This window comes from Xanthomonas sp. NCPPB 2250 (assembly GCF_056725265.1).
Map to the genome: position 1 here is coordinate 3,780,528 of NZ_CM161520.1, position 22,747 is coordinate 3,803,274.

Annotated in this window: 18 protein-coding genes; 9 read left to right on the forward strand and 9 right to left on the reverse strand. The window is 69.7% G+C overall.

Features of this window, described 5'->3' with window-relative positions; all coding sequences use genetic code 11:
* Positions 1 to 21: 21 nt before the first annotated feature.
* The 3 genes from AC1PMG_RS15120 to AC1PMG_RS15130 all read right to left on the reverse strand — a co-directional run bounded on the left by AC1PMG_RS15120 (position 22) and on the right by AC1PMG_RS15130 (position 2,000).
* Positions 22 to 195, reverse strand: coding sequence for a DUF1328 family protein (locus AC1PMG_RS15120; protein WP_017908222.1), 174 nt, complete (start codon positions 193 to 195; stop codon positions 22 to 24).
* A gap of 153 nt (positions 196 to 348) precedes the next feature.
* Positions 349 to 924, reverse strand: a complete 576-nt coding sequence (locus tag AC1PMG_RS15125) for a glycoside hydrolase family 108 protein (RefSeq protein WP_481109430.1) — start codon at positions 922 to 924, stop codon at positions 349 to 351.
* Between the two features lie 101 nt (positions 925 to 1,025).
* Positions 1,026 to 2,000, reverse strand: a complete 975-nt coding sequence (locus tag AC1PMG_RS15130) for a lipase family protein (protein WP_481109431.1) — start codon at positions 1,998 to 2,000, stop codon at positions 1,026 to 1,028.
* Positions 2,001 to 2,289: 289 nt separating this feature from the next.
* Here AC1PMG_RS15130 and AC1PMG_RS15135 point away from each other — a divergent pair, with 289 nt between their 5' ends.
* A complete protein-coding gene (locus AC1PMG_RS15135) occupies positions 2,290 to 2,778 on the forward strand; it encodes a pyridoxamine 5'-phosphate oxidase family protein (RefSeq protein ID WP_010342308.1) in 489 nt (162 codons plus the stop codon).
* Positions 2,779 to 2,949: 171 nt separating this feature from the next.
* On the opposite strand, the gene AC1PMG_RS15140 is transcribed toward AC1PMG_RS15135, so the two are convergent.
* The 4 genes from AC1PMG_RS15140 to AC1PMG_RS15155 all read right to left on the reverse strand — a co-directional run bounded on the left by AC1PMG_RS15140 (position 2,950) and on the right by AC1PMG_RS15155 (position 10,021).
* Positions 2,950 to 4,023, reverse strand: coding sequence for a M50 family metallopeptidase (locus tag AC1PMG_RS15140; protein ID WP_481109432.1), 1,074 nt, complete (start codon positions 4,021 to 4,023; stop codon positions 2,950 to 2,952).
* A 389-nt stretch (positions 4,024 to 4,412) separates the two neighbouring features.
* Entirely contained in the window at positions 4,413 to 5,450 is a 1,038-nt protein-coding gene (locus AC1PMG_RS15145) for an HDOD domain-containing protein (protein ID WP_481109433.1), read from the reverse strand.
* A 335-nt stretch (positions 5,451 to 5,785) separates the two neighbouring features.
* On the reverse strand, positions 5,786 to 6,271 hold the full coding sequence (locus AC1PMG_RS15150; RefSeq protein WP_481109434.1) for a nuclear transport factor 2 family protein: 486 nt from the start codon (positions 6,269 to 6,271) through the stop codon (positions 5,786 to 5,788).
* Between the two features lie 156 nt (positions 6,272 to 6,427).
* A complete protein-coding gene (locus tag AC1PMG_RS15155) occupies positions 6,428 to 10,021 on the reverse strand; it encodes a methylmalonyl-CoA mutase family protein (protein ID WP_481109435.1) in 3,594 nt (1,197 codons plus the stop codon).
* Between the two features lie 218 nt (positions 10,022 to 10,239).
* Here AC1PMG_RS15155 and AC1PMG_RS15160 point away from each other — a divergent pair, with 218 nt between their 5' ends.
* Both AC1PMG_RS15160 and AC1PMG_RS15165 read left to right on the forward strand, forming a co-directional pair.
* Positions 10,240 to 10,557 carry a YXWGXW repeat-containing protein gene (locus AC1PMG_RS15160; RefSeq protein WP_481109436.1) on the forward strand — a complete coding sequence of 106 codons (318 nt, stop codon included), beginning with the start codon at positions 10,240 to 10,242 and terminating at the stop codon, positions 10,555 to 10,557.
* 500 nt (positions 10,558 to 11,057) lie between these two features.
* Positions 11,058 to 12,158, forward strand: coding sequence for a Glu/Leu/Phe/Val dehydrogenase dimerization domain-containing protein (locus tag AC1PMG_RS15165; protein ID WP_148828776.1), 1,101 nt, complete (start codon positions 11,058 to 11,060; stop codon positions 12,156 to 12,158).
* A 123-nt stretch (positions 12,159 to 12,281) separates the two neighbouring features.
* Here the strand turns inward: AC1PMG_RS15165 and AC1PMG_RS15170 are convergent, their stop codons facing one another.
* Positions 12,282 to 15,107 (reverse strand): S8 family serine peptidase, encoded by a 2,826-nt coding sequence (locus AC1PMG_RS15170; protein ID WP_481109437.1) that lies wholly within the window; start codon positions 15,105 to 15,107, stop codon positions 12,282 to 12,284.
* A gap of 204 nt (positions 15,108 to 15,311) precedes the next feature.
* On the opposite strand from AC1PMG_RS15170, the gene AC1PMG_RS15175 reads away from it, so the two are divergent.
* From AC1PMG_RS15175 to AC1PMG_RS15200, 6 genes are all read left to right on the forward strand, one after another.
* On the forward strand, positions 15,312 to 16,487 hold the full coding sequence (locus AC1PMG_RS15175) for a thiolase family protein (protein ID WP_481109438.1): 1,176 nt from the start codon (positions 15,312 to 15,314) through the stop codon (positions 16,485 to 16,487).
* 122 nt (positions 16,488 to 16,609) lie between these two features.
* Positions 16,610 to 16,951, forward strand: coding sequence for a hypothetical protein (locus tag AC1PMG_RS15180; protein WP_048490955.1), 342 nt, complete (start codon positions 16,610 to 16,612; stop codon positions 16,949 to 16,951).
* 590 nt (positions 16,952 to 17,541) lie between these two features.
* Positions 17,542 to 17,895 carry an XAC1346 family secretion chaperone gene (locus tag AC1PMG_RS15185; RefSeq protein WP_267085124.1) on the forward strand — a complete coding sequence of 118 codons (354 nt, stop codon included), beginning with the start codon at positions 17,542 to 17,544 and terminating at the stop codon, positions 17,893 to 17,895.
* A gap of 127 nt (positions 17,896 to 18,022) precedes the next feature.
* Positions 18,023 to 19,732, forward strand: a complete 1,710-nt coding sequence (locus AC1PMG_RS15190; protein WP_481109439.1) for a sensor domain-containing diguanylate cyclase — start codon at positions 18,023 to 18,025, stop codon at positions 19,730 to 19,732.
* A gap of 104 nt (positions 19,733 to 19,836) precedes the next feature.
* A complete protein-coding gene (locus AC1PMG_RS15195; RefSeq protein ID WP_481109440.1) occupies positions 19,837 to 20,382 on the forward strand; it encodes a bactofilin family protein in 546 nt (181 codons plus the stop codon).
* Positions 20,379 to 20,741, forward strand: coding sequence for a hypothetical protein (locus AC1PMG_RS15200; RefSeq protein ID WP_017916930.1), 363 nt, complete (start codon positions 20,379 to 20,381; stop codon positions 20,739 to 20,741). The genes AC1PMG_RS15195 and AC1PMG_RS15200 overlap by 4 nt, the downstream gene beginning before the upstream one ends.
* 264 nt (positions 20,742 to 21,005) lie before the next feature.
* On the opposite strand, the gene AC1PMG_RS15205 is transcribed toward AC1PMG_RS15200, so the two are convergent.
* Positions 21,006 to 22,661 carry an acyl-CoA dehydrogenase family protein gene (locus tag AC1PMG_RS15205; protein ID WP_481111683.1) on the reverse strand — a complete coding sequence of 552 codons (1,656 nt, stop codon included), beginning with the start codon at positions 22,659 to 22,661 and terminating at the stop codon, positions 21,006 to 21,008.
* Between the last annotated feature and the right edge of the window lie 86 nt (positions 22,662 to 22,747).

The window sequence follows — 22,747 nt, forward strand, 5'->3', positions numbered from 1 at the left end:
ACGCGACACCCGGCCTAGTGCCTAACTGACCTTCTTGGCCAGCATGGTGCCCAGCACGAACAGCACCAGGGCGATGGCGATGCCGGCCCAGAACAGGAACTTGGCGACGCCGATCGCCGCGCCCGCCACGCCGCTGAAGCCGAGCGCGCCGGCGATGAGTCCGATGATGGCGATGATGATGGCCCACTTGATCATGATGCGGTCTTCCCGAAAACGAGGACAGGCGCACGCCGTCATCGCGTGCGCTGGCGCCGGCAGATGGCCGACGCTGGTTCGGGAGACTAGACAGCGCGACATGCGCATGCGGTGAAACGCAGATGCACGCGCCGTGCACGGCGCGGCGTCGGATCAGGCGGTGCCAGTCTGCGCAGGCGCCGACGCATCGGCCGGCAGGCTCGCCGGGAACCATTCCGCGCGGCGCAGCCAGCCGGCCAGGAACTCGGCGTCGGCCGGACGCTCCGCCACCAGGCGCTGGTAGTAGGCGATACGCTGCTGTCGGTACTGCGCGTACACCTGCGCCGGGTCCGCACTGGCAAGCGCCGCCAGAGTTGCCGGCCCCATCTCGCCATCGACCGCCAATGCGGTCGCGCCCAGTTGCTGCAGGACGCGCTGCAGCAGCGAGATCGCGACATCGCCGGCATTGACGTAGAAATCGAACACGAGCTCGGCCAACGTCTGCGAGGCGATCTGATCGGCGCCGATGCTGTCCCAGTAGTCGTGCTGGTAGATCGTCGCGGCCTGTTGCACGGTCAATGCGCGCAGGTTCTGCAGCGTCGGCGCTTGGCCCAGCAGCGGTTGCGCGCAGCGCTGGAAGGTGGCCAGGGTGATGCCGTAATTGGTGGCGCCGCCCGGGTCGTTCGGGTCATCGACGAAGCCGCCCTCGAACCGCAGCAGCTGTGGGAGATACAGGTCGAACGATGCCATGGCGACGTCCTCGCGATCGATGGGCGGTCAGCGTGGCACCCGCGGCGGTGCCATGCAGTGACTCCGGGCACAACGGGCGCGCCGCCGGGCCGCGCACGCACTCATGGTGCGGCCGCCGCCGGCGACGCCGCTGCCCCCTCCGGAAAGCCCAGCGCCTGCTCGGCCGCCCGCGCGGTCAGCGCCATGTCCGCCCAGGCCGGATGCGGCGTGGTGGGCGGGATCTGGCTGCGCATCAGCCGCTGCGGATCGGTCTGGTCGGCGAAGGTCCCGCTCCAGGCCTGCGGCGTCTGCCACAGGGCGTGCTGCAGCACGACCTGCATGTTGGCGATGGAGTGCCGCGGCAGCAGATGCGGGAACCAGGCGCCGTTGACGTCGTAGGCGGTGCGGAACGCCTGCCCCACCGACGCATAGCCGAACGCGGACGGCGGCAGCGACGGCGCATAGTCCCAGTAGTTGTAGCAGCGCGTGCTGTCGGCCGCGGCGATATGCGCGGCATAGGCCTGTTCCCAGCTCGCGTCGCCGACCATCGGGCTGCAGAAGTTGATGTTGCGGCTGGGCAGCGCCGGCCGGCTCAGCGCCAGGTCCAGCGAAAACAACTGGCTCAGCGCACCGCCCAGGCTGTGCCCGGTGACAAAGACCTGGGTCGGCGCGAAGTGCTCCAGCAGCGCGAACAACTGCGCGCGCATCGAGGCGCGCATCGCGCCGCCCCTGCCGTTGTAGATGCCGTAGAACCCGGCCGACACCTGCGGCACCGGCGTGACGGTACCGGCGCTGGGCACGAAGGCGGTGGTGGAGAAGTCGAGGTCCTCGTAGATGTCCAGGTCGGAATCGGTGCCGCGGAACGCGAACAGATAGGTCCCGGCAGTGGCGGTGGAACGGAACAGCAAGCCGAACAGTTCCTCGCTGCCCCCCAGCGGGTCGCCATCCCAGCCGGACCAGCGGGCGACCAGACGGTAGTCGGACGGCGCCGAGACCGGCTTGCCTTCATAGGCCGCGTAGGCGGCGATGCTGGCAGCGGCCATCGCCAGGGTCAGTTGCGGCGGCAACAGCGGTTGCGTCGCGGGAATCGCACTCATCGGCAAACGTCCTGTCGGAAAGCGGCGCGTGCCGCGGGCAGTCGGCGCACGCCTTCCCTGCGGAACCGTGGTCCGTCCGCCACGCTGCATGCGTGGCGTGGTCGCTTAGTAGCACCGGGGATCGGCGCGATGCTTCGATGCGCATCGCAGCGCGCTGCGCATCGCCGCACTTGTCTACAGGAGTCAGCGCGCACCGGCTCTGCACGTGGCCTGCACCCTCCCGTCACGGACCGCGCGCGCGCCTGCCGGCACAGTGCAGGCGGGCACTGTCGCCCGCTCGGAGATCCGCATGGCCAGCCCGCAGGAACTGGAAGAGAAATTCTGGAAGGCATTGAAGTCCGACCGCACCGTGATGCTGGGCCTGGACGGCGTCGAGGACGGCCACGCCCGGCCGATGACCGCACAGTTCGAGGGCGATCGCGGCGGCCCGATCTGGTTCTTCACCTCCAAGGACAATGCGCTGGTGCAGAAGCTGACGCAGAGCCAGCGGGTGATCGCGGCGTTCAGCGCCAAGAACCACGACCTGTTCGCCAGCATCAGCGGCACGCTCAGCGTCGACAACGACCAGGCGGTGATCGAGCGCCTGTGGAACGGCTTCATCGATGCCTGGTACGAACAGGGCAAGGACGATCCGAAGCTGGCGCTGCTACGCCTGGACCCGGATCACGCGCAGATCTGGCTCAACGGTTCCAGCCTGATGGCCGGCATCAAAGTGCTGTTTGGCATCGACCCCAAACGCGACTACCAGGACAAGGTCGCCGACGTGCCGCTGCGCTGAGGTAGACGCGCTCGCCACGCCGCCGTCGCGCCGGCTGCATGCGTGCAGCCGGTGCATCCGCTCGGCCGGCCGCCTCCTGCCCGCCGGGCGCATCGCATCTGCATGAGGTCGAGAAAACGCGCCGCGCTTCATGCAAGCGGCGCATGGCGTCGACCGCGCCGAAGCAACGGGTCATTCGGCCTTTAGCAGTCCACGGATCGCATCGCGCAGCACGGCTTCGGTGGCTCGCAGGGAACGATCGACCTGGTCTTCGGCCGCCGCCTCCGCCAGGCGCAACCAGGCCTGCGCCCCCGCAGCGTCGGCGTACCGCACGGCTATCAATGCCCGGCAGCGCGGGCGCAACGCTGGAGCGATCCAGTCCGCCTCCGCCGTTAGTCCCGCATCCAGCATCTCCATCTCGGCGCTTCCTGCCATTGCACGCGAAAATGCGAATTCGCACCGCAGCAGCATGACCAGCGTCTCCCATTGCGCGGCAGCGTGCCCCGTCTCGGCGAGGCGCTGTTCCATCTGCGGTTGCAGTTCCGCCGCTTGCCGCCACTGACCACGCTGTTGCGCTGCCTTCAACGCAAACCAGCTGTGGCACAAGGCCAGATCGCTGCGTGCCAGCACGTCCAGGCGGGACGGCGGCAGCCTGTCCGCAGTGACGCCCTTGCACGTCCACCCATTGAGTTCGGCAAGCACGTACGCTGGGGCATCCGCTTCGTGCCACTGCGCCACATTCACCCATTGCAAGCCGTCGGTTGCTCCCGACCGGCCCTGCACCGGCAACAGATTGATCAGCGCGACCGCGAAGTTGAGGATGCCGATGCCAACGCAGAATGCGCCCAGATTGCTGTCGAGCCCGGCGTATCGCGCGGCAAGCCATGCGATCGACGCCACCAGCAGATTGGCCGCCGGCCCGCCAACGATCGTCAATCGATACTGCCGGCACAGCGACAGGGAGGGATCCGGCACGGGCAGCACGAAGCCGATCGGATGGCCCGGACGCGCGCGCCGCCAACGCATCCTCCAGCCACGGCGGCGCGCATGCAGTTGCAGCGGGCCGATATGGATCAGGTAGACGGTCATGCCCGCGGCACGCGCCGCCAGCACGTGGCCACACTCGTGCAGCGCCACCGTCGCCATGCCCGCCAGCGGAAGACTGAGCAGGATCACCGGCAACTCGACCATGCTCGGTGCCCAGACGCCCTGGACCAGGGCGATAGCGCCGACCGCCATCGCCGAGACGCCGATCAGCAACAGCACGCCCTGCACGCCTGTCAGGAGCCGATTGAGCCAAGGCGATGGCATCCACGCGCCGCGTCTTGTCCCGGCCGAACTCATGGCCGGCTCCGAGCGGCACCGAGCGGCCACCCGCCAAGCCGGAACCGCGCAGCACACGCATGCGCATGCGTCGCCAGCAGGGCGCCACCTTCATGGACGGCGATCGTCGCCAACGGCGCCAGCAAGCAGATCAGCCTCGGCGCCAACGTGGACACGACAGGGATCCGCGCCTGCGTCGGCGCATGCTGTCTTGCGCTGTCGGCTGCGCCGACATCCCGTCGCATCGCCCGGTGGCCGAGTACCGCTCCGGCACCCGACTGCTCTGCCGCACGTTTCGACCAATCACTGGCTGGACCACGCAACGGTGCCACCTAACGGCTATAGCGCACCGCCAGCTGCGCGGCGGCCGCGGCGCGATGCCGGCGCAGGGCCAGGCCAAGCGGACTCATGGTCGCCGTATCGGCGTCGCCCGACTGCTCCTCCAGGGCGCGTTGCACGCGCGGCGACAGCCCCCAGTCCGCGGAAATGGCCTTGGCGCAGTGTGCCGACCAGGCCTCCAGCATCTCGGTCATCGCCGCCGGCGTGGGCGCTGCCTCGGCGTGGCGTGCGTGGACATCGCGCAGCACCTGCACCACCGAGACCGCGCCCAGCCCGCACAACAACGCCAGCAATTGCGCGGCGTTCGCATCCTCGCGGTCGGGCACTTGGGAGGCGGCGTGCGCCGACAGCAGGGTGTGCTCCCACAGGACCGCCGCACAGCGGCCGAAGACGCTGCCGTCGTCGACGATCACCGGTTGCAGCAGCGCCGCCAGCACGATCTGGCGCAGGCCCTCGGTGCCGAGCAGGGCCACCGCCCGCTCCAGGTTCTCGATCGGCTCGGGATGGCGGCGGTAGACGACGCTGTTGGCGATGCGCAGCAGGTTGCCGGCCAGCGCCGGGTCCTGGCCCAGGATCGTGGCGATGGAGTGGGCGCCGGCGGTCGGGTCGTTGATCGCGCGGGTGAGCTGCGGCAGCAGGTGCGGGCGTCGCGGCGTGTAGCGCGGATGCGCGTCGATGCGCGCCAACACCGCGGCGGCCTCGGCCATGACCGCCGGCGCAGGCGTGGCCGACGTGCTCACCGGCCGGCCGACGAATGCCAGCTCGCACAGGCGCGCCAGGATCGCGGCGTCCGGCACCGGATCCAGATCGAGCAGGGCCGGGTCGGCGAATGGGTCGAGGCCCGGGTCCACCGGGGCAACAGGCGCGGCTGGCGCGGCGGGTGCAGACACGGCCGGTGCCGCGGATACGTCGGCATCCTCGGCATGGGCGCGCGCCTGCGGCGCCTCCGCCGCATCGCCAGGGCCACGCCGCAGCCACCACCACAGTCCGCCCCCCAGCACCAGCGCACCCGCACTGATGGCAATCCACATGATCGGCACGATCGTCGTCATCCGCAAAACATCGCCAGGTCCCCGCGCCCGGCCACCGGTGCGCGCCCACGCGGCACGCCATGTCATTCAAGCACGCCGCGCGGGTTTCTGCGCAACGCCGACGTGATGCGGTGGCCGACCTCCGTGAGGCGGTCATGGACAACGCGCGATCGCGCCACTCAGCAGCAAGCAAGCGGCGTGCCGACACCGCCCTGCACCAGTCCACCAGCCTGTTACGCCGCTCCTCGCTGCCGCCTGCGGACGGCACGTGGCGGGTCTGGTCGGGGCGATGGGCTCGACCGCCGCCCTCTGCTGGGCGACCGCCACCTGCACGCTCAGTGCGGCGCCGGTGCGGGCGCGCTGCGATGCCCGTAGCTGAGTACCCGCGTCAACTTCCAACCGTCCGGGTCCTGGCGCCACACCATCACGAACTTGGCGATGCCCTCGCAGCGGCCGCTGGCCAGCTCGCAGAAGCGGTGCTCGCCTTCCTCGATCGCCCCGAAGTCCTTGATCGGATAGACCCGCAAGGTGCCGGGCAGCAACTCGCGGCGGACCTTGCCGCAGATCCATTTGCGCGTGTTGTCGACGACGCTCGCACGGTCCCAGGTGACCCCGCCGGTGTCGTGGTAGAACTCCACGTCCGGCACGAACAACGACGCGAACGCCGCCAGGTCGCAGCGGTTGTAGGCCTCGAACAGGCGCTGGTCCAGCGCCGCGACGGTGTCGAACAGCGGCCCCGCCGCCCCATCCCCGGCCGGTTCCGCCGCGCGGCTCGACGCCGCGCACGCCATCAATACTGCCAACGCTCCCCAGACTTTCATCGGCACCCTCTGCGTGAATCGATGGGACACTATGAAACCGCCCGGGCCGCGGCCGCAAGATTGCCGCATGCGTTGGCGCGGCGCCGCAGACGCACGCGCGGCAGGCACCCTCGCCGACCGCGGCGTGCCGGCGTCGGCAGCCACGACCGTCGGCGCCTACATGTTGCGCCGATACTCGCCGCCCACCTCGTACAGCGCATGGCTGATCTGGCCCAGGCTGTGGGTCTTGACCGCCTCCATCAGCGCCGCGAACACGTTGCGGCGCTCGCGCGCGGTGCGCTGCAGCGCGCCCAGGCCGGCGCCGTCGGCGGCCAGCGCCAGCGCGTTGCGGCGCTGCTGCCAGTCGCGCACGTTGCCGATCTGCTGGTCCTTTTCCTGCTCGGTGGAGCGGATCAGCTCGATCTCGGTCGCGGTCTCGCCGGCATGCTCCTTGGGCAGGAAGGTGTTGACCCCGACCAGCGGCAGGCTGCCGTCGTGCTTCTTGTGCTCGTAGTACAGGCTCTCTTCCTGGATCTTGCCGCGCTGGTACATGGTGTCCATCGCGCCCAGCACGCCACCGCGCTCGCTGATCGCCTCGAACTCCTTGTACACCGCCTCCTCGACCAGGTCGGTGAGCTGCTCGACGATGAAGCTGCCCTGCCAGGGGTTCTCGCAGAAGTTCAGCCCCAGCTCCTTGTTGATGATCATCTGGATCGCCACCGCGCGACGCACGCTCTCCTCGGTGGGCGTGGTGATCGCCTCGTCGTAGGCGTTAGTGTGCAGGCTGTTGCAGTTGTCGAACAACGCGTACAGCGCCTGCAGCGTGGTGCGGATGTCGTTGAACTGGATCTCCTGCGCGTGCAGCGAACGGCCCGAGGTCTGGATGTGGTACTTCATCATCTGGCTGCGCTCGTTGCCGCCGTAGCGCTCGCGCATCGCCCGCGCCCAGATCCGCCGCGCCACCCGGCCGATCACCGTGTACTCCGGGTCCATGCCGTTGCTGAAGAAGAAGCTCAGGTTCGGCGCGAAGTCGTCGATGTGCATGCCCCGCGCCAGGTAGTACTCGACGATGGTGAAGCCATTGCTGAGGGTGAAGGCGAGCTGGCTGATCGGGTTCGCCCCGGCCTCGGCGATGTGGTAGCCGGAAATCGACACCGAATAGAAGTTGCGCACCTTCTGCTCGACGAAATACTGCTGGATGTCGCCCATCATGCGCAGCGCGAACTCGGTGCTGAAGATGCAGGTGTTCTGCGCCTGGTCCTCCTTGAGGATGTCGGCCTGCACCGTGCCGCGCACGCTGGACAGGGTCTGCGCCTTGATCTGCGCGTAGGTCTCCGCGTCCACCAACTGGTCGCCGCTGACCCCGAGCAGGGCCAGGCCAAGGCCGTCGTTGCCCGGCGGCAACGCGCCGTGATAGCGCGGGCGTTCGCGGCCTTCGAACAATCGGGCCAGGGTCTGCTCGGCCTGGGCCCAGCGCTGCGCATCGGCCTTGAGATGTTTCTCCACCTGCTGGTCGATGGCGGTGTTCATGAACATCGCCAGGATCATTGGCGCCGGACCGTTGATGGTCATCGACACGCTGGTGGTCGGCGCGCACAGGTCGAAGCCGGAGTACAGCTTCTTCATGTCGTCCAGGGTCGGAATGTTGACTCCGGAGTTGCCGATCTTGCCGTAGATGTCCGGGCGCGGCGCCGGATCCTCGCCGTACAGGGTGACGCTGTCGAAGGCGGTGGACAGGCGCGCGGCCGGCTGGCCGACGCTCAGGTAGTGGAAGCGCCGGTTGGTGCGCTCCGGCGTACCCTCGCCGGCGAACATGCGGATCGGATCCTCGCCGGTACGGCGGTACGGATACACGCCGCCGGTGTACGGATAGCTGCCCGGCAGATTTTCCTTGCCGAGGAAGGTCAGCAGTTCGCCCCAGCTCTTGTAGCGCGGCGCGGCGATCTTCGGAATGGACTGGTGGCTCAGCGACTGCCGGTAGTTCTCCACGCGGATCGGCTTGCCGCGCACCGCGTATTCGGTGACCGGGTCGGTGATCGACTTCAGCCGCTGCGGCCACTCGCGCAGCAGTTTCAGCGATTCGCTGGACAGCGACTGCAAGGCATCGTTGTAGCGCTGGCGCAGAAGCAGCAGGCTGGCGTCGACGGCATCAGCGGGCGCATCGGCGGATGCACGCGACGCCGGCAGCAGATCCTGCGCCGCATACAATTCCAGCTGCGCCGGCAACTGCGGATCCTGCAGTTCGTGCAAGGCCTGCCAGAACGCCTGCGCGCGGTCGGCCGCCTCGGCCTGGCGCAGCACGCCGGCATTGAGGGCGCGCCCCTGTTCGGCGATCTCGGCCAGGTAGCGCACGCGCGCGCCGGGGATCAGCACGGTGGCGCGCGGCTCCTTCAGCGTGGTGTCGAGCTGCGGGCGGAAATCGCAGTGCGCCTGTGCGCCCGGCGCGTTTGCCGCGGTGTCCACCTGCGTCGCCAGCTTCTCGCGCAGCAGGCGGCACAGATTGACGAACATCCAGCTCACGCCCGGGTCGTTGAACTGGCTGGCGATGGTCGGGTACACCGGCACCGCCTCGTCCTCCAGCTGGAACGCCGCGCGGTTGCGCCGCCACTGCTTGCGCACGTCGCGCAGCGCGTCCTCGGCGCCGCGCCGGTCGTACTTGTTCAGCACCACCAGCTCGGCGAAATCGAGCATGTCGATCTTCTCCAGCTGGCTCGGCGCACCGTAGTCGCTGGTCATCACGTACACCGGGAAATCGACCAGGTCGACGATCTCCGAATCGCTCTGGCCGATGCCGGCGGTCTCCACGATCACCAGGTCGTAGCCGACCGCCTTCAACAACGCGATGCAGTCCTTCAGCACCCGGTTGGTGGCGGCGTGCTGGCGTCGCGTGGCCATCGAGCGCATGTACACACGCGGGCTGCGCAGCGCGTTCATGCGGATGCGGTCGCCGAGCAGCGCGCCGCCGGTGCGGCGCCGGCTCGGGTCGACCGAGACCACCGCGATGCGCATCTGCGGGAAACTGGCCAGGAAACGGTTGAGCAGTTCGTCGGTGACCGAGGACTTGCCGGCACCGCCGGTGCCGGTGAGGCCCAGCACCGGCGCGGTGCGCCCGCTGCGGGACCCGGGACCGGGGACCCGGGACCCGGTGGTGCCTGGCAGGCCGGATTGCCATTGCTTGCGCAGCAGCGCCAGCTCCGCTTCGGAGAATGCCCCGTCCTCGATGGCCGACAACATCCTGCCGATCCCGATCTCGTCGTCGATGCCCGGAAGCGGAATGCCGGCCTGTTCCGGGTCCCGGGTCCCGGGTCCCGAATCCCGCGCCCGCCCTGCCCGCGCCACCACGTCCTCGATCATCTCCACCAGGCCCATCTTCATGCCGTCGTTGGGGTGGTAGATGCGCTCCACGCCGTAGGCCTGCAGTTCGGCGATCTCCTCCGGCGTGATGGTGCCGCCACCGCCACCGAACACCCGCACATGGCCGGCGCCGCGCTCGCGCAGCATGTCGACCATGTACTTGAAGTACTCCACGTGCCCGCCCTGGTAGGACGACAGCGCGATCGCGTCGGCATCCTCGTGCAGCGCCGCGCGCACCACGTCCTCGACGCTGCGGTTGTGGCCGAGATGGATCACCTCTGCGCCCTGCGCCTGGATCAGGCGGCGCATGATGTTGATCGCCGCATCGTGGCCGTCGAACAGGCTGGCGGCGGTGACGAAACGCAAGGGACTGGCATCCGTCTGCGGCAACGGAACGCGGGACGCGGGAAGGCTCATCGTGCGGACATCGAAAAGAGAATGCCGCGATTCTAGGCGCGCGGCGCGACGCGGGCAGGTTGCGCTGCAGCATGCAAACCTGCGTCCCGGGCCGCCAGCGCGCCGCTGCGCCTGGCTATCCGCTGCATGAATACGCCCTCGGGGACGCGTCAACAGCTGTGCCGGTCGCGGCGTTTCCTCCCGCGTCGGCACCCCGCCGATGCCTTCGGAGACATCGCATGTTCGCTCGTCCCTTGTTGCTGGCCACCCTGCTCGGCGGCGCGCTCGCCGGCGCCATGGCCGTCGCGCCCGCGCAGGCGCGCGAGGTGGTGGAACTGTCGGTCCGCACCTCCCCGCCGCCACCGCGGGTGGAACGGGTGGTGGTACGGCCCGGCTATGTCTGGATGCCCGGTTACTGGCAATGGAACGGACGCCATCACGTCTGGGTCGCCGGCCGCTACGTGGTGGAACGGCCGGGCTACGTCTATGTCGGTCCGCGCTGGGAGCACTACGGCCCCGCCTATCGCTTCCACGCCGGCTATTGGGTACGCCGCTAGTCCATCCGTCCCCGGGGTGGCGCGATCGCCGTGCCGGCGGCGATCGCGGCCCACGCCGCCGCGGCATGCGGGACCGCGGCGGTACGGGCCCACCGCTGCCAACCGCTGCTGCCGCCCACTGCCGCCAACGGCATCGACGCTCCCCCGCGCCACCGCACCGGCTTGGCCACCGAAAGCACGACCGACCAGGTCCGCCATCGCACCGCCCACACCCGGGTGCCCAGCGCCAGTGCCGCCGAAGCCCGCGTCCCGCTCCCCCACCACGCAAGCAGCCCGGCGAACCGGCGCGCTGCCTGTCCGACTGGCGTCGCACAGAGCGGCGAGATGCCCGCGCTGCGTGGCCGCGGCGCCGTCGCGCGGGCGGCCGGCAATTGCTTTAAAATGTCGGCATCGCGACGCTCAGGGCCTGTTCCGGAACCGTCGCGTTTTTGTTTTGCGCCACCCACCAGGCACGTTCCTGGACCATGGTGTCCGACACCTGCAACGCCAGCGGAGCCCCCATGCTTTTCGAAACGCTAGCCAACACCGGCCACGAACAGGTCGTCTTCTGCCACAACCGCGACGTGGGACTGCAGGCGATCATCGCCATCCACAACACCGTACTCGGCCCCGCGCTGGGCGGCGTGCGCATGCGCCCCTACGCCAATACCGAGTCCGCCCTGCAGGACGCGCTGCGGCTCAGCCGCACCATGACCTACAAGAACGCGCTGGCCGGGCTCAACATCGGCGGCGGCAAGGCAGTGATCATCGGCGACCCGAAGAGCGACAAGTCCGAAGCGCTGTTCCGCGCCTTCGGCCGCTACGTCGATTCGCTGGGCGGCCGCTACATCACCGCCGAAGACGTCGGCACCGACGTCAACGACATGGAGCAGATCTACCTGGAGACCGAGTACGTCACCGGCGTGCACCAGGTGCATGGTGGCTCCGGCGACCCGGCCCCGTTCACCGCCTACGGCGCGCTGCAGGCGCTGATGGCCTCGCTGCAGCGCAAGTTCGGCCACGAGGAGATCGGCAAGACCAGCATCGCCGTGCAGGGCCTGGGCCACATCGGCATGGAGCTGGTGAAGCTGCTCAAGGAACGCGGCGCCAAGCTGTACGTGACCGACCTGGACCCGGCGCTGGTCGCGCGCGCGGTGGCCGAATACGGCGCCGAAGCGGTGGACCCGGACGACATCTACGACGTCGCCGCCGACGTGCTGGCGCCATGCGCCATGGAGAGCGCGCTCGACGAGGCCAAGCTGCCGCGGCTCAAGGTCAAGATCGTCTGCGGCACCGCCAACAACCAACTGGCCAATGCCGCGGTCGGCGAGGAACTGCACCGCCGCGGCATCCTCTACGCGCCGGACTACGCGGTCAACGCAGGCGGCGTGATGAACGTGTCGCTGGAAATCGACGGCTACAACCGCGAACGCGCGATGCGGCTGATCCGCAGCATGTACCACAATCTCGGCAAGATCTTCGACCTGTCCGAGCGCGAGAACATTCCGCCGCAACAGGCCGCCGACCGCATTGCCGAGGCGCGCATGCAGGCGATCGGCAAGCTCAAGCTGCCGCTGGGCCGTACCGCACCGCGCTCGATGGGCCACCTGCGCGGCGAGTGATGCCTCGCGCCGCCGCCTGCGCCGCAGGCGGGAGGCCGCAGATCGCAGCGCCGGGACGCCCCCGCCCTCCTTGACCGATCGACCCCGAACCGGCGCAGCACGCGCCGGTTCGGGCACCGGGACTCAGAAGCCCAGGCGATAGCGCAGCGACACCGCGCGGTCGTCGCCGCGCGGGCCGAAGCGCTGGTCGTAACCCAATCCCAGCAACGCCCCATTCCAGCGCGTCTGCAGGCTGGCGCCGAACAGGCCGCCGGAGCGCGCCGGCTGCAGGTCCACCAGCGGCGCCCACGCGTTCACGCCGACGAAGCTGGCCTGCCGGTCCAGTCCCTGCGCGGCCAGCGTCTGCTGCCACTCGGCATAGCCCTGCAGCGACCAGCCGCGCCCGGCGAATCCGCCCCGCAGGCCGGCCAACGCCTGGCTGCGCGAGGAACTGGCGGCACCGGCCATCAGCCCGAAGCCATCGCCGCCCTGTTCGCGGAAGCCATCGCTGTCGATGCGGCTGTAGTCGGCGCCGGCATACGGGGTCAGCCACGCCGGGCCGCGCCCGAGCCGATAGCCGACCTCCACGCTGGAGGACAGGAAGCGACCGGCATAACGGCTGGAGGCGTCGGCAACGGTATCGCCGAGCAGCAGGCTGCGGTCGAGCTGGCGCTGGTACTGGCCGCTGCCCAGTTGCGCCAGCGCGTAGGCGTTGCCGGCCATCGCGCCGAGATAGGCCTGGCCCTGCACCTGGCGGTTGCGACTGCGGTCCAGGCTGCCGGCGTCGCTGGCACGGCTCTCGCCGAAGGCGAAGCCGGCCACCGCGTGTTCGCCCAGGCGCAGGTCCTGGCCCATCAGCCAGCCATCGAGCTGGAACTGGCTGCCGGCGAAGCTGCCCTGCCCGGTCTCGCCCAAGCGCTGGCTCCAGGCGCCGACCGCGCGCGGTTGTTCGAGCAGCGTGTCGAAGCGGCTGGACAGCGCGCGCCGTTGCAGGTCCATGGTGTCGAAGGTCATCGCGGTGGCCGCGGCATGCGCCTCGCCGGACAGGCTGCGCAGCGTCGCCGACGCCGCCGCCACGCTCGGCGCCTGCTGCACCGCGCCGGCGGCCTTGAGCAGGGCGCCATCGACTGTGGCCGGGTCGTGGCTCAGCTGCGTGTTGAGCTGCGCGAACGCCGCGTCCACGCGGGTCGCCGAGGCCAGGCTGGCGGCGGTGACGTTGCCGAAACCGGCCGCGGCCGCCGTGACGCTCAACGCCTGCACGGTGATCGAGGCACTGGTGGCGTCGTAGGACAGCGACGAGGTCAGGAACACGTTCGATGGCGTCGTCACCGAGGCGAAGGTGCCGGTGAGGCCGCCGTTGGCCTGCAGCACCGTGTACGCGGTGTTGTTGACCACGTAGTCGCGCTTGCCGAGCACGTACAGCGAACCGCCCTGCAGGGTGGCGCTGCCGCCGACCGAGAGCTTGTCGCCGACCAGCAGCGCCAGGCGGCCGTTGCTGCTCTGCACGTAGTTGCCGCTCAGGCTCAGCGTGGCCGCACCGACCTGGAAGGTGCCGGCGTTGGCGACGCTGCCGCCGAGCGCGCCGGTGCCGACGAAGGTGGCGCCATTGCTGATCGCCACGTTCGAGCTGCCCAGGCTGGCCGCGCTGAGCGTGCCGCCCTGCACCTGGGTGTCGCCGCTGTAGGTGTTCTGGGTGCCGCTGAGGGTCAGCGTGCCGCTGCCCTGCTTGATCAGCCCGCCGCTGCCGGCGATGTTGTTGGCCCAGGTCGAATTGCCGGTGAATCCCACCGTCACGTCGCCCCAGTCGAAGCGGCCCGGCCCCTGCACCGCCTTGCCGACGTTGAGCAGGCCGTAGCCGAAGGTCGCGTCCACGCCCGGCGTGCCCAGGTCGGTGGCGGTACCGAGCAGGGTCTGCCGGACCAGGTCGTTGGTGAAGTACGGAAAGGCCTGCCAGACCAGCGCCGCCGCGCCGGACACCAGCGGCGCCGCGAACGAGGTGCCGCTGCCGTAGTAGTAGTCGGGGTTGCTGGTGGACGTGGTCGCCTTGGGATCGACGAACACCTCGGTGCCGGGCGCGACCAGGCAGTAGCGCATCGCCGCGCCACAGGCGTTGGAGTACGAGGCCAGTTGCGTGCCGGTGCTCGAATCGGTCGCCGCCACCACCAGCCAGCCGCGCTCCAGGTCCGCCGCCGGCAGCGTGCCGTTGGGACCGGCCTTGCTGGGCAGCGAAGCGATGTCCGAGGGCGTGGACTTGGATTCGTTGCCGGCGGCGAACACCACCAGGCCACCGTTGCCGAGCACGAACGGGCGGTACTCGGCGGCGATGGCATTGGTCGAGTTCAGGTCGGTCCAGTAGATGCCGCCCCAGGAGTTGTTCATCACCTTGACGCCGGCATTGATCAGGTCCTGGTGCACCTGGGTCAGGCCCAGTCCGCCACTGACCTGGTTGCCGCTGCCGCTGCCGTCGTCCTTGGGCGGCGTGTCGGAAATGATGCGTGCGGACACGATCTGCGCGCCCGGTGCGATGCCGCCCGGCCACTGCCCGACCGACCTGCCTGCCGCCAGCTGCGCCACGGTGGTGCCGTGGCCGTCGACGTCGTCGACCTTGGTGTTGTTCTGGCTCGGATCGACGTAGATCAGGTTCGACACCACCCGCCCGGCCAGCGCCGGATGGTTGCGGTTGACGCCGGTGTCGACCACGCCGATGCGGTAACCGCTGCCGTCGTAGCCGGCGCTGTGCGCGGCCAGCGTATTGGTCAGGGTCAGATGCGCGTCGAACGCCGGCTGTGGCGGCGGCGGCGAGGTCGGAGGTGGCGACGTCGGCGGCGGCGGCGGAGGCGGCGGTGGTGGGGGCGGAGGCGGCGAGGTCGGTGGCGGACTGCCATGGGTCAGATTGCCGCCTCCGCCACCGCCGCCACCGCACGAGGTGAGCGCAACCGCTACCGCGGCCGCCAAAAGCGACCGTGCCATCAATGCCCGCATGGTATTCCCCTCAAATGTCGTCTGCCGGCCATACAGCCGGTGTTGCCCCCGTTAGCGGCCGCCTACGACGGCGCTGAACTACGTCAAATCTACACTGGAATGCAAACCATAGGACTGGCCCGGCGGTGGACGCAATTGGCAGAACCCGCGCCGCGGCCGATAATCGGCACACCACTTTCGTAAGGGTTTGCCATGACCGAGATCGTCATCGCCGCGGCCAAGCGCACCGCCATCGGCGCGTTCCTGGGCCAGTTCAACGGCGTGCCCACGCCGACGCTGGGCGCCGCGGCCATCCGCGCCGCGCTCGAGCAGTCCGGCATCCCCGCCGCCGACGTTTCCGAAGTCATCATGGGTTGCGTACTGCCGGCCAATCTCGGCCAGGCCCCGGCACGTCAGGCCGCGCGCGCGGCCGGCGTGCCCGACGCCACCGGCGCCACCACCATCAACAAGGTCTGCGGCTCGGGCATGAAGGCGGTGATGCTGGGCCACGACCTGATCAAGGCCGGCTCGGCCAGCATCGTCGTCGCCGGCGGCATGGAGTCGATGAGCAACGCGCCGCACCTGCTGCCGAACTCGCGTACCGGCAACCGCTACGGCAACTTCCAGGCGGTCGACCACATGGCCTGGGACGGCCTGACCAATCCCGACGACGGCCAGGCGATGGGCGTGTTCGGCGAGGCCACCGCGGAGAAGTTCGGCTTCAGCCGCCAGGACCAGGACGCGTTCGCGATCGAATCGGTGAACCGCGCGCAGGCCGCGCAGCGCGATGGCGCCTTCGCCGACGAGATCGTCCCGGTGGCCGTGGCCACCCGCAAGGGCGAGGTCCGGGTCGACAGCGACGAGCAGCCGGGCAAGTCCGACGTGACCAAGATCCCGACGCTGAAGCCGGCGTTCAAGAAGGACGGCACGGTCACCGCGGCCAGTTCCTCGAGCATCTCCGATGGCGCCGCCGCGCTGGTGCTGCTGGGCGCCGACGAGGCCGCCCGCCGCGGCGTCGCGCCGCTGGCGCGGATCGTCGGCCACGCGACCTTCTCGCAGGCGCCGGAATGGTTCACCACCGCACCGGTGGGCGCGATCCGCAAGCTGCTCGACCAGGTCGGCTGGAGCCTGGACGACGTCGACCTGTTCGAGATCAACGAAGCCTTCGCCGTGGTGGCGATGGTGCCGATCAAGGAACTGGGCCTGGACCATGCCAAGGTCAACGTCCATGGCGGCGCCTGCGCGCTCGGCCATCCGATCGGCGCCTCCGGTGCGCGACTGCTGGTGACATTGCTAAATGCGTTGCGCAGCCGTGGCGGCCGCCGCGGAATCGCGACGCTGTGCATCGGCGGCGGCGAAGCTACAGCGGTCGCCATCGAATTGATTTGATTGGGATTAACCCCTGAAACACAAAAATGAATGCGCGTGCGCTTGACAGCCGACTTTGGCTTGTCATCATGTTGAGGGCGCGCATTCGCGCGTTGCCTAACTAAACGACGAGGATAGACACAATGAGCATCAACAAGCTGCTGATCGCAATGGCCCTGGGCCTGGCCCTGGCCGCGTGCTCGAAGCAGGAGCAGGCCCAGGACGCCGCCGCTTCGGCTAACGAAGCCGCCACCGACGCGCAGGCTGCTGCCGACCAGTCGGCTGCCGCCGGCGCCCCGACCGCCGACGCCGCTCAGGCCGCTGCCGACACCGCCGCGACCGCCGCCAACACCGCTGCCGACGCTTCGGCCGCTGCCGCCGCTGCCCCGACCGATGCCGCTGCCGACAAGGCTGCCGACACCGCCAAGGCTGCGGAAGACACCGCCGACAAGGCGAAGGACGCTGCTCAGGAAGCCAAGAAGTAATCACTTCTTGCTTTTTGCAGTCCTGAAAGAGCCGCTGGTCCGCCAGCGGCTTTTTCTTTGCCTGGCGTTTGCCGAGCAGCCCCGCAACGGCGCCACCAGCGTGCCGGCACAGCGTGTTCCCGGAGGGCGGCGTGGCAACGCATGCATGTTCGCCTCGCGCGACTGCCGCATCGTCGTTTGCCGCTGACGTCACCTCGCAAGCGTGCGTCCCCGCACGCAGGATTTTTCCGCGCCATCGCATCGTCACCGCATTGCGCACATGCAAGCGCGACGCATGACCCGCACGACACGCCGCACCGCCGTCCGCGGTGAGCGATGCGGTCGATGCGCACCGCTGCCCACGCGCCATGCAAGTGCTGCGCGCGTATGCGCCGACGCCGCACACCCGCATTGCCCGCATTGCCCGCATGGCCGGCATGCGACCGCAGCCGCGCGCATCGCTGTGCGTGGCTCCCACCCCACGGTGCCTCCCCAACCAGCGGCAACGCCTTCCTGAACACTGCCCCGCGCCACCGCTCCGCCTTGACGCAGGCTGCATGCGCGTCCGCCTAGGCTGCGCCGCGTCACCCACCCGTGGACGGAGAAGCCGCATGAACAAGACCCCGATCGTGGCCCTGCTGGGCGCCCTCGCACTGGCCGGCTGCCAGGGTCCCGAATCGCAGCAGGCCCAGCGCGACGCCAAGGTCGCTGCCGAACAGACCGGCGAAGCCGCCAAGGAAGCCGCCGGCCAGGTCGCGCAGGCCGGGCGCGAGGTTGCCGCCGACGCGCGCGATGCCGCGCACCGTGCGGCCAACTCCGATGCCGTCCAGGATGCCTCGGCCGCTGCCAAGGAGATGGCGGCCGATGCCAGCGAGGCCACGGCGAATGCGGCGCAGAAAGTCGCCGACAAGGCACGCGAGAACGCCAACGAAGATCCGCATAACGGCGACCGCGAGCAGCATTGAGTCGTTGGCCGTCCCCGCGCATGCGGGGGCGGCCCCAGCCGCGCAGCGCGTGCCGCGCGCTGTGCCGGCGCGGCGTCTTTTGTGACGCCGGTCCAAGGCGTTTGCGGCGTCACAGTAGACTTTTGCGATGCCGATTCTCCACCGTGTGCGGGCCAGGACCCGTCTAGCCCTGTTGTTCTCCGCCGCGGTCTTCGTGCTGATCGGCGCTGGCGTGTTCTACGGCGCACAACGCGCGATCTCCGACGCCGCACGCGTCGCCCATACCCACGAAGTGCTGCGCAACATCGACGAGGTGCAATCGACCTTGCTGATGACCGAATCCTCGTTGCGCGGCTACGAGTTGACCAACAACCAGGCGTATCTGAGCCTCTACTACGACAGCGCCGAACGCGTGCCGCGGCAGTTGGCGCAACTGCGCAAGCTGGTCGCCGACAATCCCGTGCAGATCGCCAATGTGCAGATGCTGGAGCAACTGGCGAACACGCGGCTGGTGCAGATGCGGCAGATGCTGGCGGTGTACCAGCGCGACGGCCTGGAAGCGCTGCAGCGGGCGATGGCGCCCAGCGTGTACCAGAGCTCCAGCGCGGTCCGCGATCAGGTGCAGCAGATGACCGACGTGGAACTGCAGCTGCTGCAGAGCCGCGACACCTCCAACCAGCGCAGCGCCGACATGTTGCTTGCCCTGGCCCTGGCCGGCATTCCGTTCGGCCTGGGCAGCGTCGGCGTGGTCTATGCGCTGCTGTTCCGGGAGCTGCGCAACCGCAGCAACGCCGAACAGGCCGCCTCGATCGCCAATGAGAGGATGGAAGCCAGCATCAAGGAGCTGGAGCGCACCAGTGCCGACCTCAACGCGCTCAGCCGCTATACCGGCCTGCTGCAGAGCTGCGCCGAACCGGCCGAGGCGCTGACGGTGACCGCGCGCCTGCTCGCCGCGCTGATGCCCGACGCCGGCGGCAGCGTCTATCTGCTGCGCGCCTCGCGCGACCGCGCCGAGGAAATCGTCAGCTGGGGCCAGCCGCCGGTCGGCAGCGAGCCGGCGGTGGCGCCGCAGGACTGCTGGGCATTGCGCCGCGACAAGAGCCATTTCGTGCACGCGCAGGGCCACGACTCGGTCTGCGCGCATCTGCGCGAGGATCCGTACGCCGCCGGCGCCAGCACCGCCTGCATTCCGTTGTCGGCACAGGGCACCCAGCTGGGCTTCGTGTTCCTGGCCGGGCGCGGCCCCGGCGCGCTGCCGCGCATCGCCATCGCCGAGGCCGCCGCCGAGCAGCTGTCGCTGGCGTTGAGCAACCTGCGCCTGCGCGAGTCGCTGCGCCTGCAGTCGATCCGCGACCCGCTCACCGGCCTGTTCAACCGGCGCTACCTGGAAGAATCGCTCAACCACGAACTGGCCCGCTGCGGGCGCCGGCAGATGCCGCTGTCGCTGCTGATGCTGGACGTGGACCATTTCAAGCAGTTCAACGACCTGCACGGCCATGGCGGCGGCGACAGTCTGCTGGCCGCGGTCGGGCAGATGCTGTCCTCGCGGCTGCGCGGCGAGGACATCGCCTGCCGCTACGGCGGCGAGGAGTTCACCGTGATCCTGCCGGAGACCGGGCCGGAACAGGCGCAGGCCATCGCCGAACAGATCCGAAGCGCCGCCCAGCACCTGAGCGCGACCGTGGACGGCAAGGCGCTGCCGGCGGTGACCATGTCGATCGGCGTGGCCAGCTATGCGCGCGACGGCGTGGTCGCCACCACCCTGCTGCGCAAGGCCGATGCGGCGCTGTACCGGGCCAAGCGCTGCGGCCGCAACCAGGTGCAGGCCTACGACCCGGCCCTGGACGGCATGGGCTGAACCGGCGGCGGCCACGGCCGGGCCGTCGTTTTGAAGAAAGCGTCACAAAACCGACGCGATAGAGCGGCGATAGTCGCGCTTCCCCCGACTGGAGACGACAGCCCATGTCCATCTGGAAAGACCAGGGTCCCGCGCGCAAGGATGGCCTTCCGCCCATGCCCGGCAACGGCGCGTTACCGCCGGAGTCGCGCCCGGCGGGCGAGACCGCCCCGGGCGAACCGCTCGCCGCGGTCGCCGCCGCCGCACCTGCCGCCCGCACCCCTGCCCCGACCCCGGCCGCGGAGGAGTCGCTGATCGCCGCCGACATCAGCATCGAGGGCAAGATCGAGGGCACCGGCCACATCCGCATCGCCGGCAAGTTCAAGGGCGACGTCAACGTGCAGGGCGACCTCACCATCGAGACCGGCGCCAAGCTCAGTGGCGGCGTGCGCGCCGACAAGGTGGTCATCGCCGGCGAACTGGAAGGCAACATCGAATCGGCTTCACGGGTGGAGTTGCTTGCCTCCGGCGCGCTGATCGGCGACGTCAAGGCCGGCTCGCTGACCGTGGCCGCCGGCTCGCGCATGCGCGGCCAAGCCGACTTCGGCTGGGACGACGACAAACATGCCCGCAAGGGCGGCAAACCCGCGGAGTCCGACGCCGGCGCATGAGCAGCCCGCGTCCCGGCAGTCCGGGGGCGACCCGGACCTGCCCGCACTGCAAGGCCACCATTCTCGAAAGCGCCAGCGTCTGCCCGGCGTGCAAGCACCACCTGCGCTTCGATTCGGCGGTGCTGCAGCAGTCGGCGCCGTCGGCGCTGGTGCCGCTGCGGGTGGAGGGCAGCATCCGCCATCCGGCCGACGGCAGCGCCTGGGAGTACACCGTGCTGGTCAGCATCCGCAACGGCCGCGGCGAGGAGATCAAGCGCCAGTTGGTCGGCGTCGGCGCCATGCTCGATGGCGAGGAACGCAGTTTCACGCTCTCGGTCGAGGCGACGCCGGTGCGGGGTGGGAAGCGCGGGAAGCATTAGCGCCTTGTGGCGCCGGGATTGGGGATTGGGGATTCGTGGAAGCCTAGCCCCTCTCCCACCGGGAGAGGGGTTGGGGTGAGGGTACGACCGCGCGCCGCCTGTGACCGCCGCACTTGCTGCGTGGCGACTGTGGCCGCCGTACCCTCATCCGCCCCTTCGGGGCACCTTCCCCCAAAAAGGGGGCCGTGGTCCCGAAGGGAGAAGGAGATGCCGGCCAGCCCACTTCCCACCCGGCGAGGCGCGATGAGCCGCCATGCCACACGCCTACGGCAAGACACGCGCCAGCAGTTCCTCGACCGGCACACCCGCCTCCAGCGTCCCAAACGCAAGTCCATGCGCGCCGGCCAGGCGACTGCGGACGAAGCTCGCCGCCGCCGGGCTGGCGCTGCGCAGCAGCACTGCCGCCTGCAGGGCCAGCGTCAGGCGTTCGGCCAACTGGCGCGCGGTGTACTCGTCGGGGGACACGGCGCCGCTCAACGACGGGCGCAATGCGTCGACCGCAGCGTCGTAAGCCGGGTCGGTCCCGGTGGTGCGCTCCAACTCCGCCAGCACCGCAGCCGCGCTGGCCGGTTCGCGCGCCAGCGCGCGCAGCACGTCCAGGCACTGGATGTTGCCGCTGCCCTCCCAGATCGAATTCAGCGGCGCCTGCCGGTACAGCCGCGGCAGGATCGACTCCTCGACGTAGCCGGCACCGCCCAGGCATTCCTGCGCCTCGTTGACGAAGGCCGGCGCGCGCTTGCACAGCCAGTACTTGCCCAGCGCGGTGGCGATGCGCGCGAATGCCGCTTCCGACACGTCGGCGTCGGCCGCGTCCACCGCGCGCGCCACCCGCAGCGCGAACGCGGTGGCGGCTTCCGATTCCAGGGCCAGATCGGCCAGCACGTTGCGCATCAGCGGCTGCTCGACCAGGCGCTTGCCGAACGCGATGCGATGCCTAGCGTGGTGCAGCGCCTGGGCGAGCGCCATGCGCATCTGCGCGGCGGCGGCGAGCATGCAGTCGAGCCGGGTCAGCATCACCATGCCGATGATCCGTGCCACACCCCGCCCTTCCTCGCCGACCCGCTGCGCCCAGGCTCCGGCGAACTCCACTTCGCTGGACGCGTTGGACCAGTCGCCCAGCTTGTCCTTCAGTCGCATCAGCCGCAGTGCGTTGAGCCGGCCATCGGGCAGGCGCCGCGGCAGCAGGAAGCAGGTCAAGCCGCCCGGTGCCTGCGCCAGCACCAGGAAGCCGTCGGACATCGGCGCGGAGAAGAACCACTTGTGCCCGACCAGGCTGTACGCGCCATCGCCGTCCAGCGGCGTGGCGACGGTGGCGTTGCTGCGCACGTCCGAGCCGCCCTGCTTCTCGGTCATGCCCATGCCCAGGGTGATGCCGGCCTTGTCGGCGATCGGCACATCGCGCGGATCGTAGTGCGGCGCGGCGGCCTTATCGGCCCACTCGCGCAAGGCCGGATCCTGGCGCAACACCGCGACCGCGGCATGGGTCATGGTCAGCGGGCAACTGGTACCGGCTTCGGCCTGGTGGTGCAGGTAGCTGAGCGCGGCGCGCGCCACATGCGCGCCCGGTTGCGGGCTTTGCCAGGATAGGCCGGCCACACCATGGCGCTTGGCTGCGTCCAGCAGTTGGTGATAGGCCGGATGGAATTCGACCGTGTCGATGCGGTGGCCGTAGCGGTCGTGCGTGCGCAGCCGCGGACGGTCGCGGTTGGCGTCGAAGCCGAGCCGATACAGCGCATCGCCGGCCAGCGCGCCGTACTGCGCGAGCCCCGCGGCGAAGGCGTCGCCGCCTTCGCGTGCGATGGCGGCGCGCAGCACCAAGTCGTCGGCCCACAGATCGCGCGGTTCGAACGGCGGCGGCTGGTTGTCGACCGTATGCGTGGCGAACGCGGGCAGGTCCGTGTGCATGCATCTCCCTCCCAGAAGCGCTGCACGCATTGTGGCCGATCCGTCGCGTCGCCGCGAACGCACGGAGCGGATTCTCATCTCCTGCACACCGGCTTGGACAC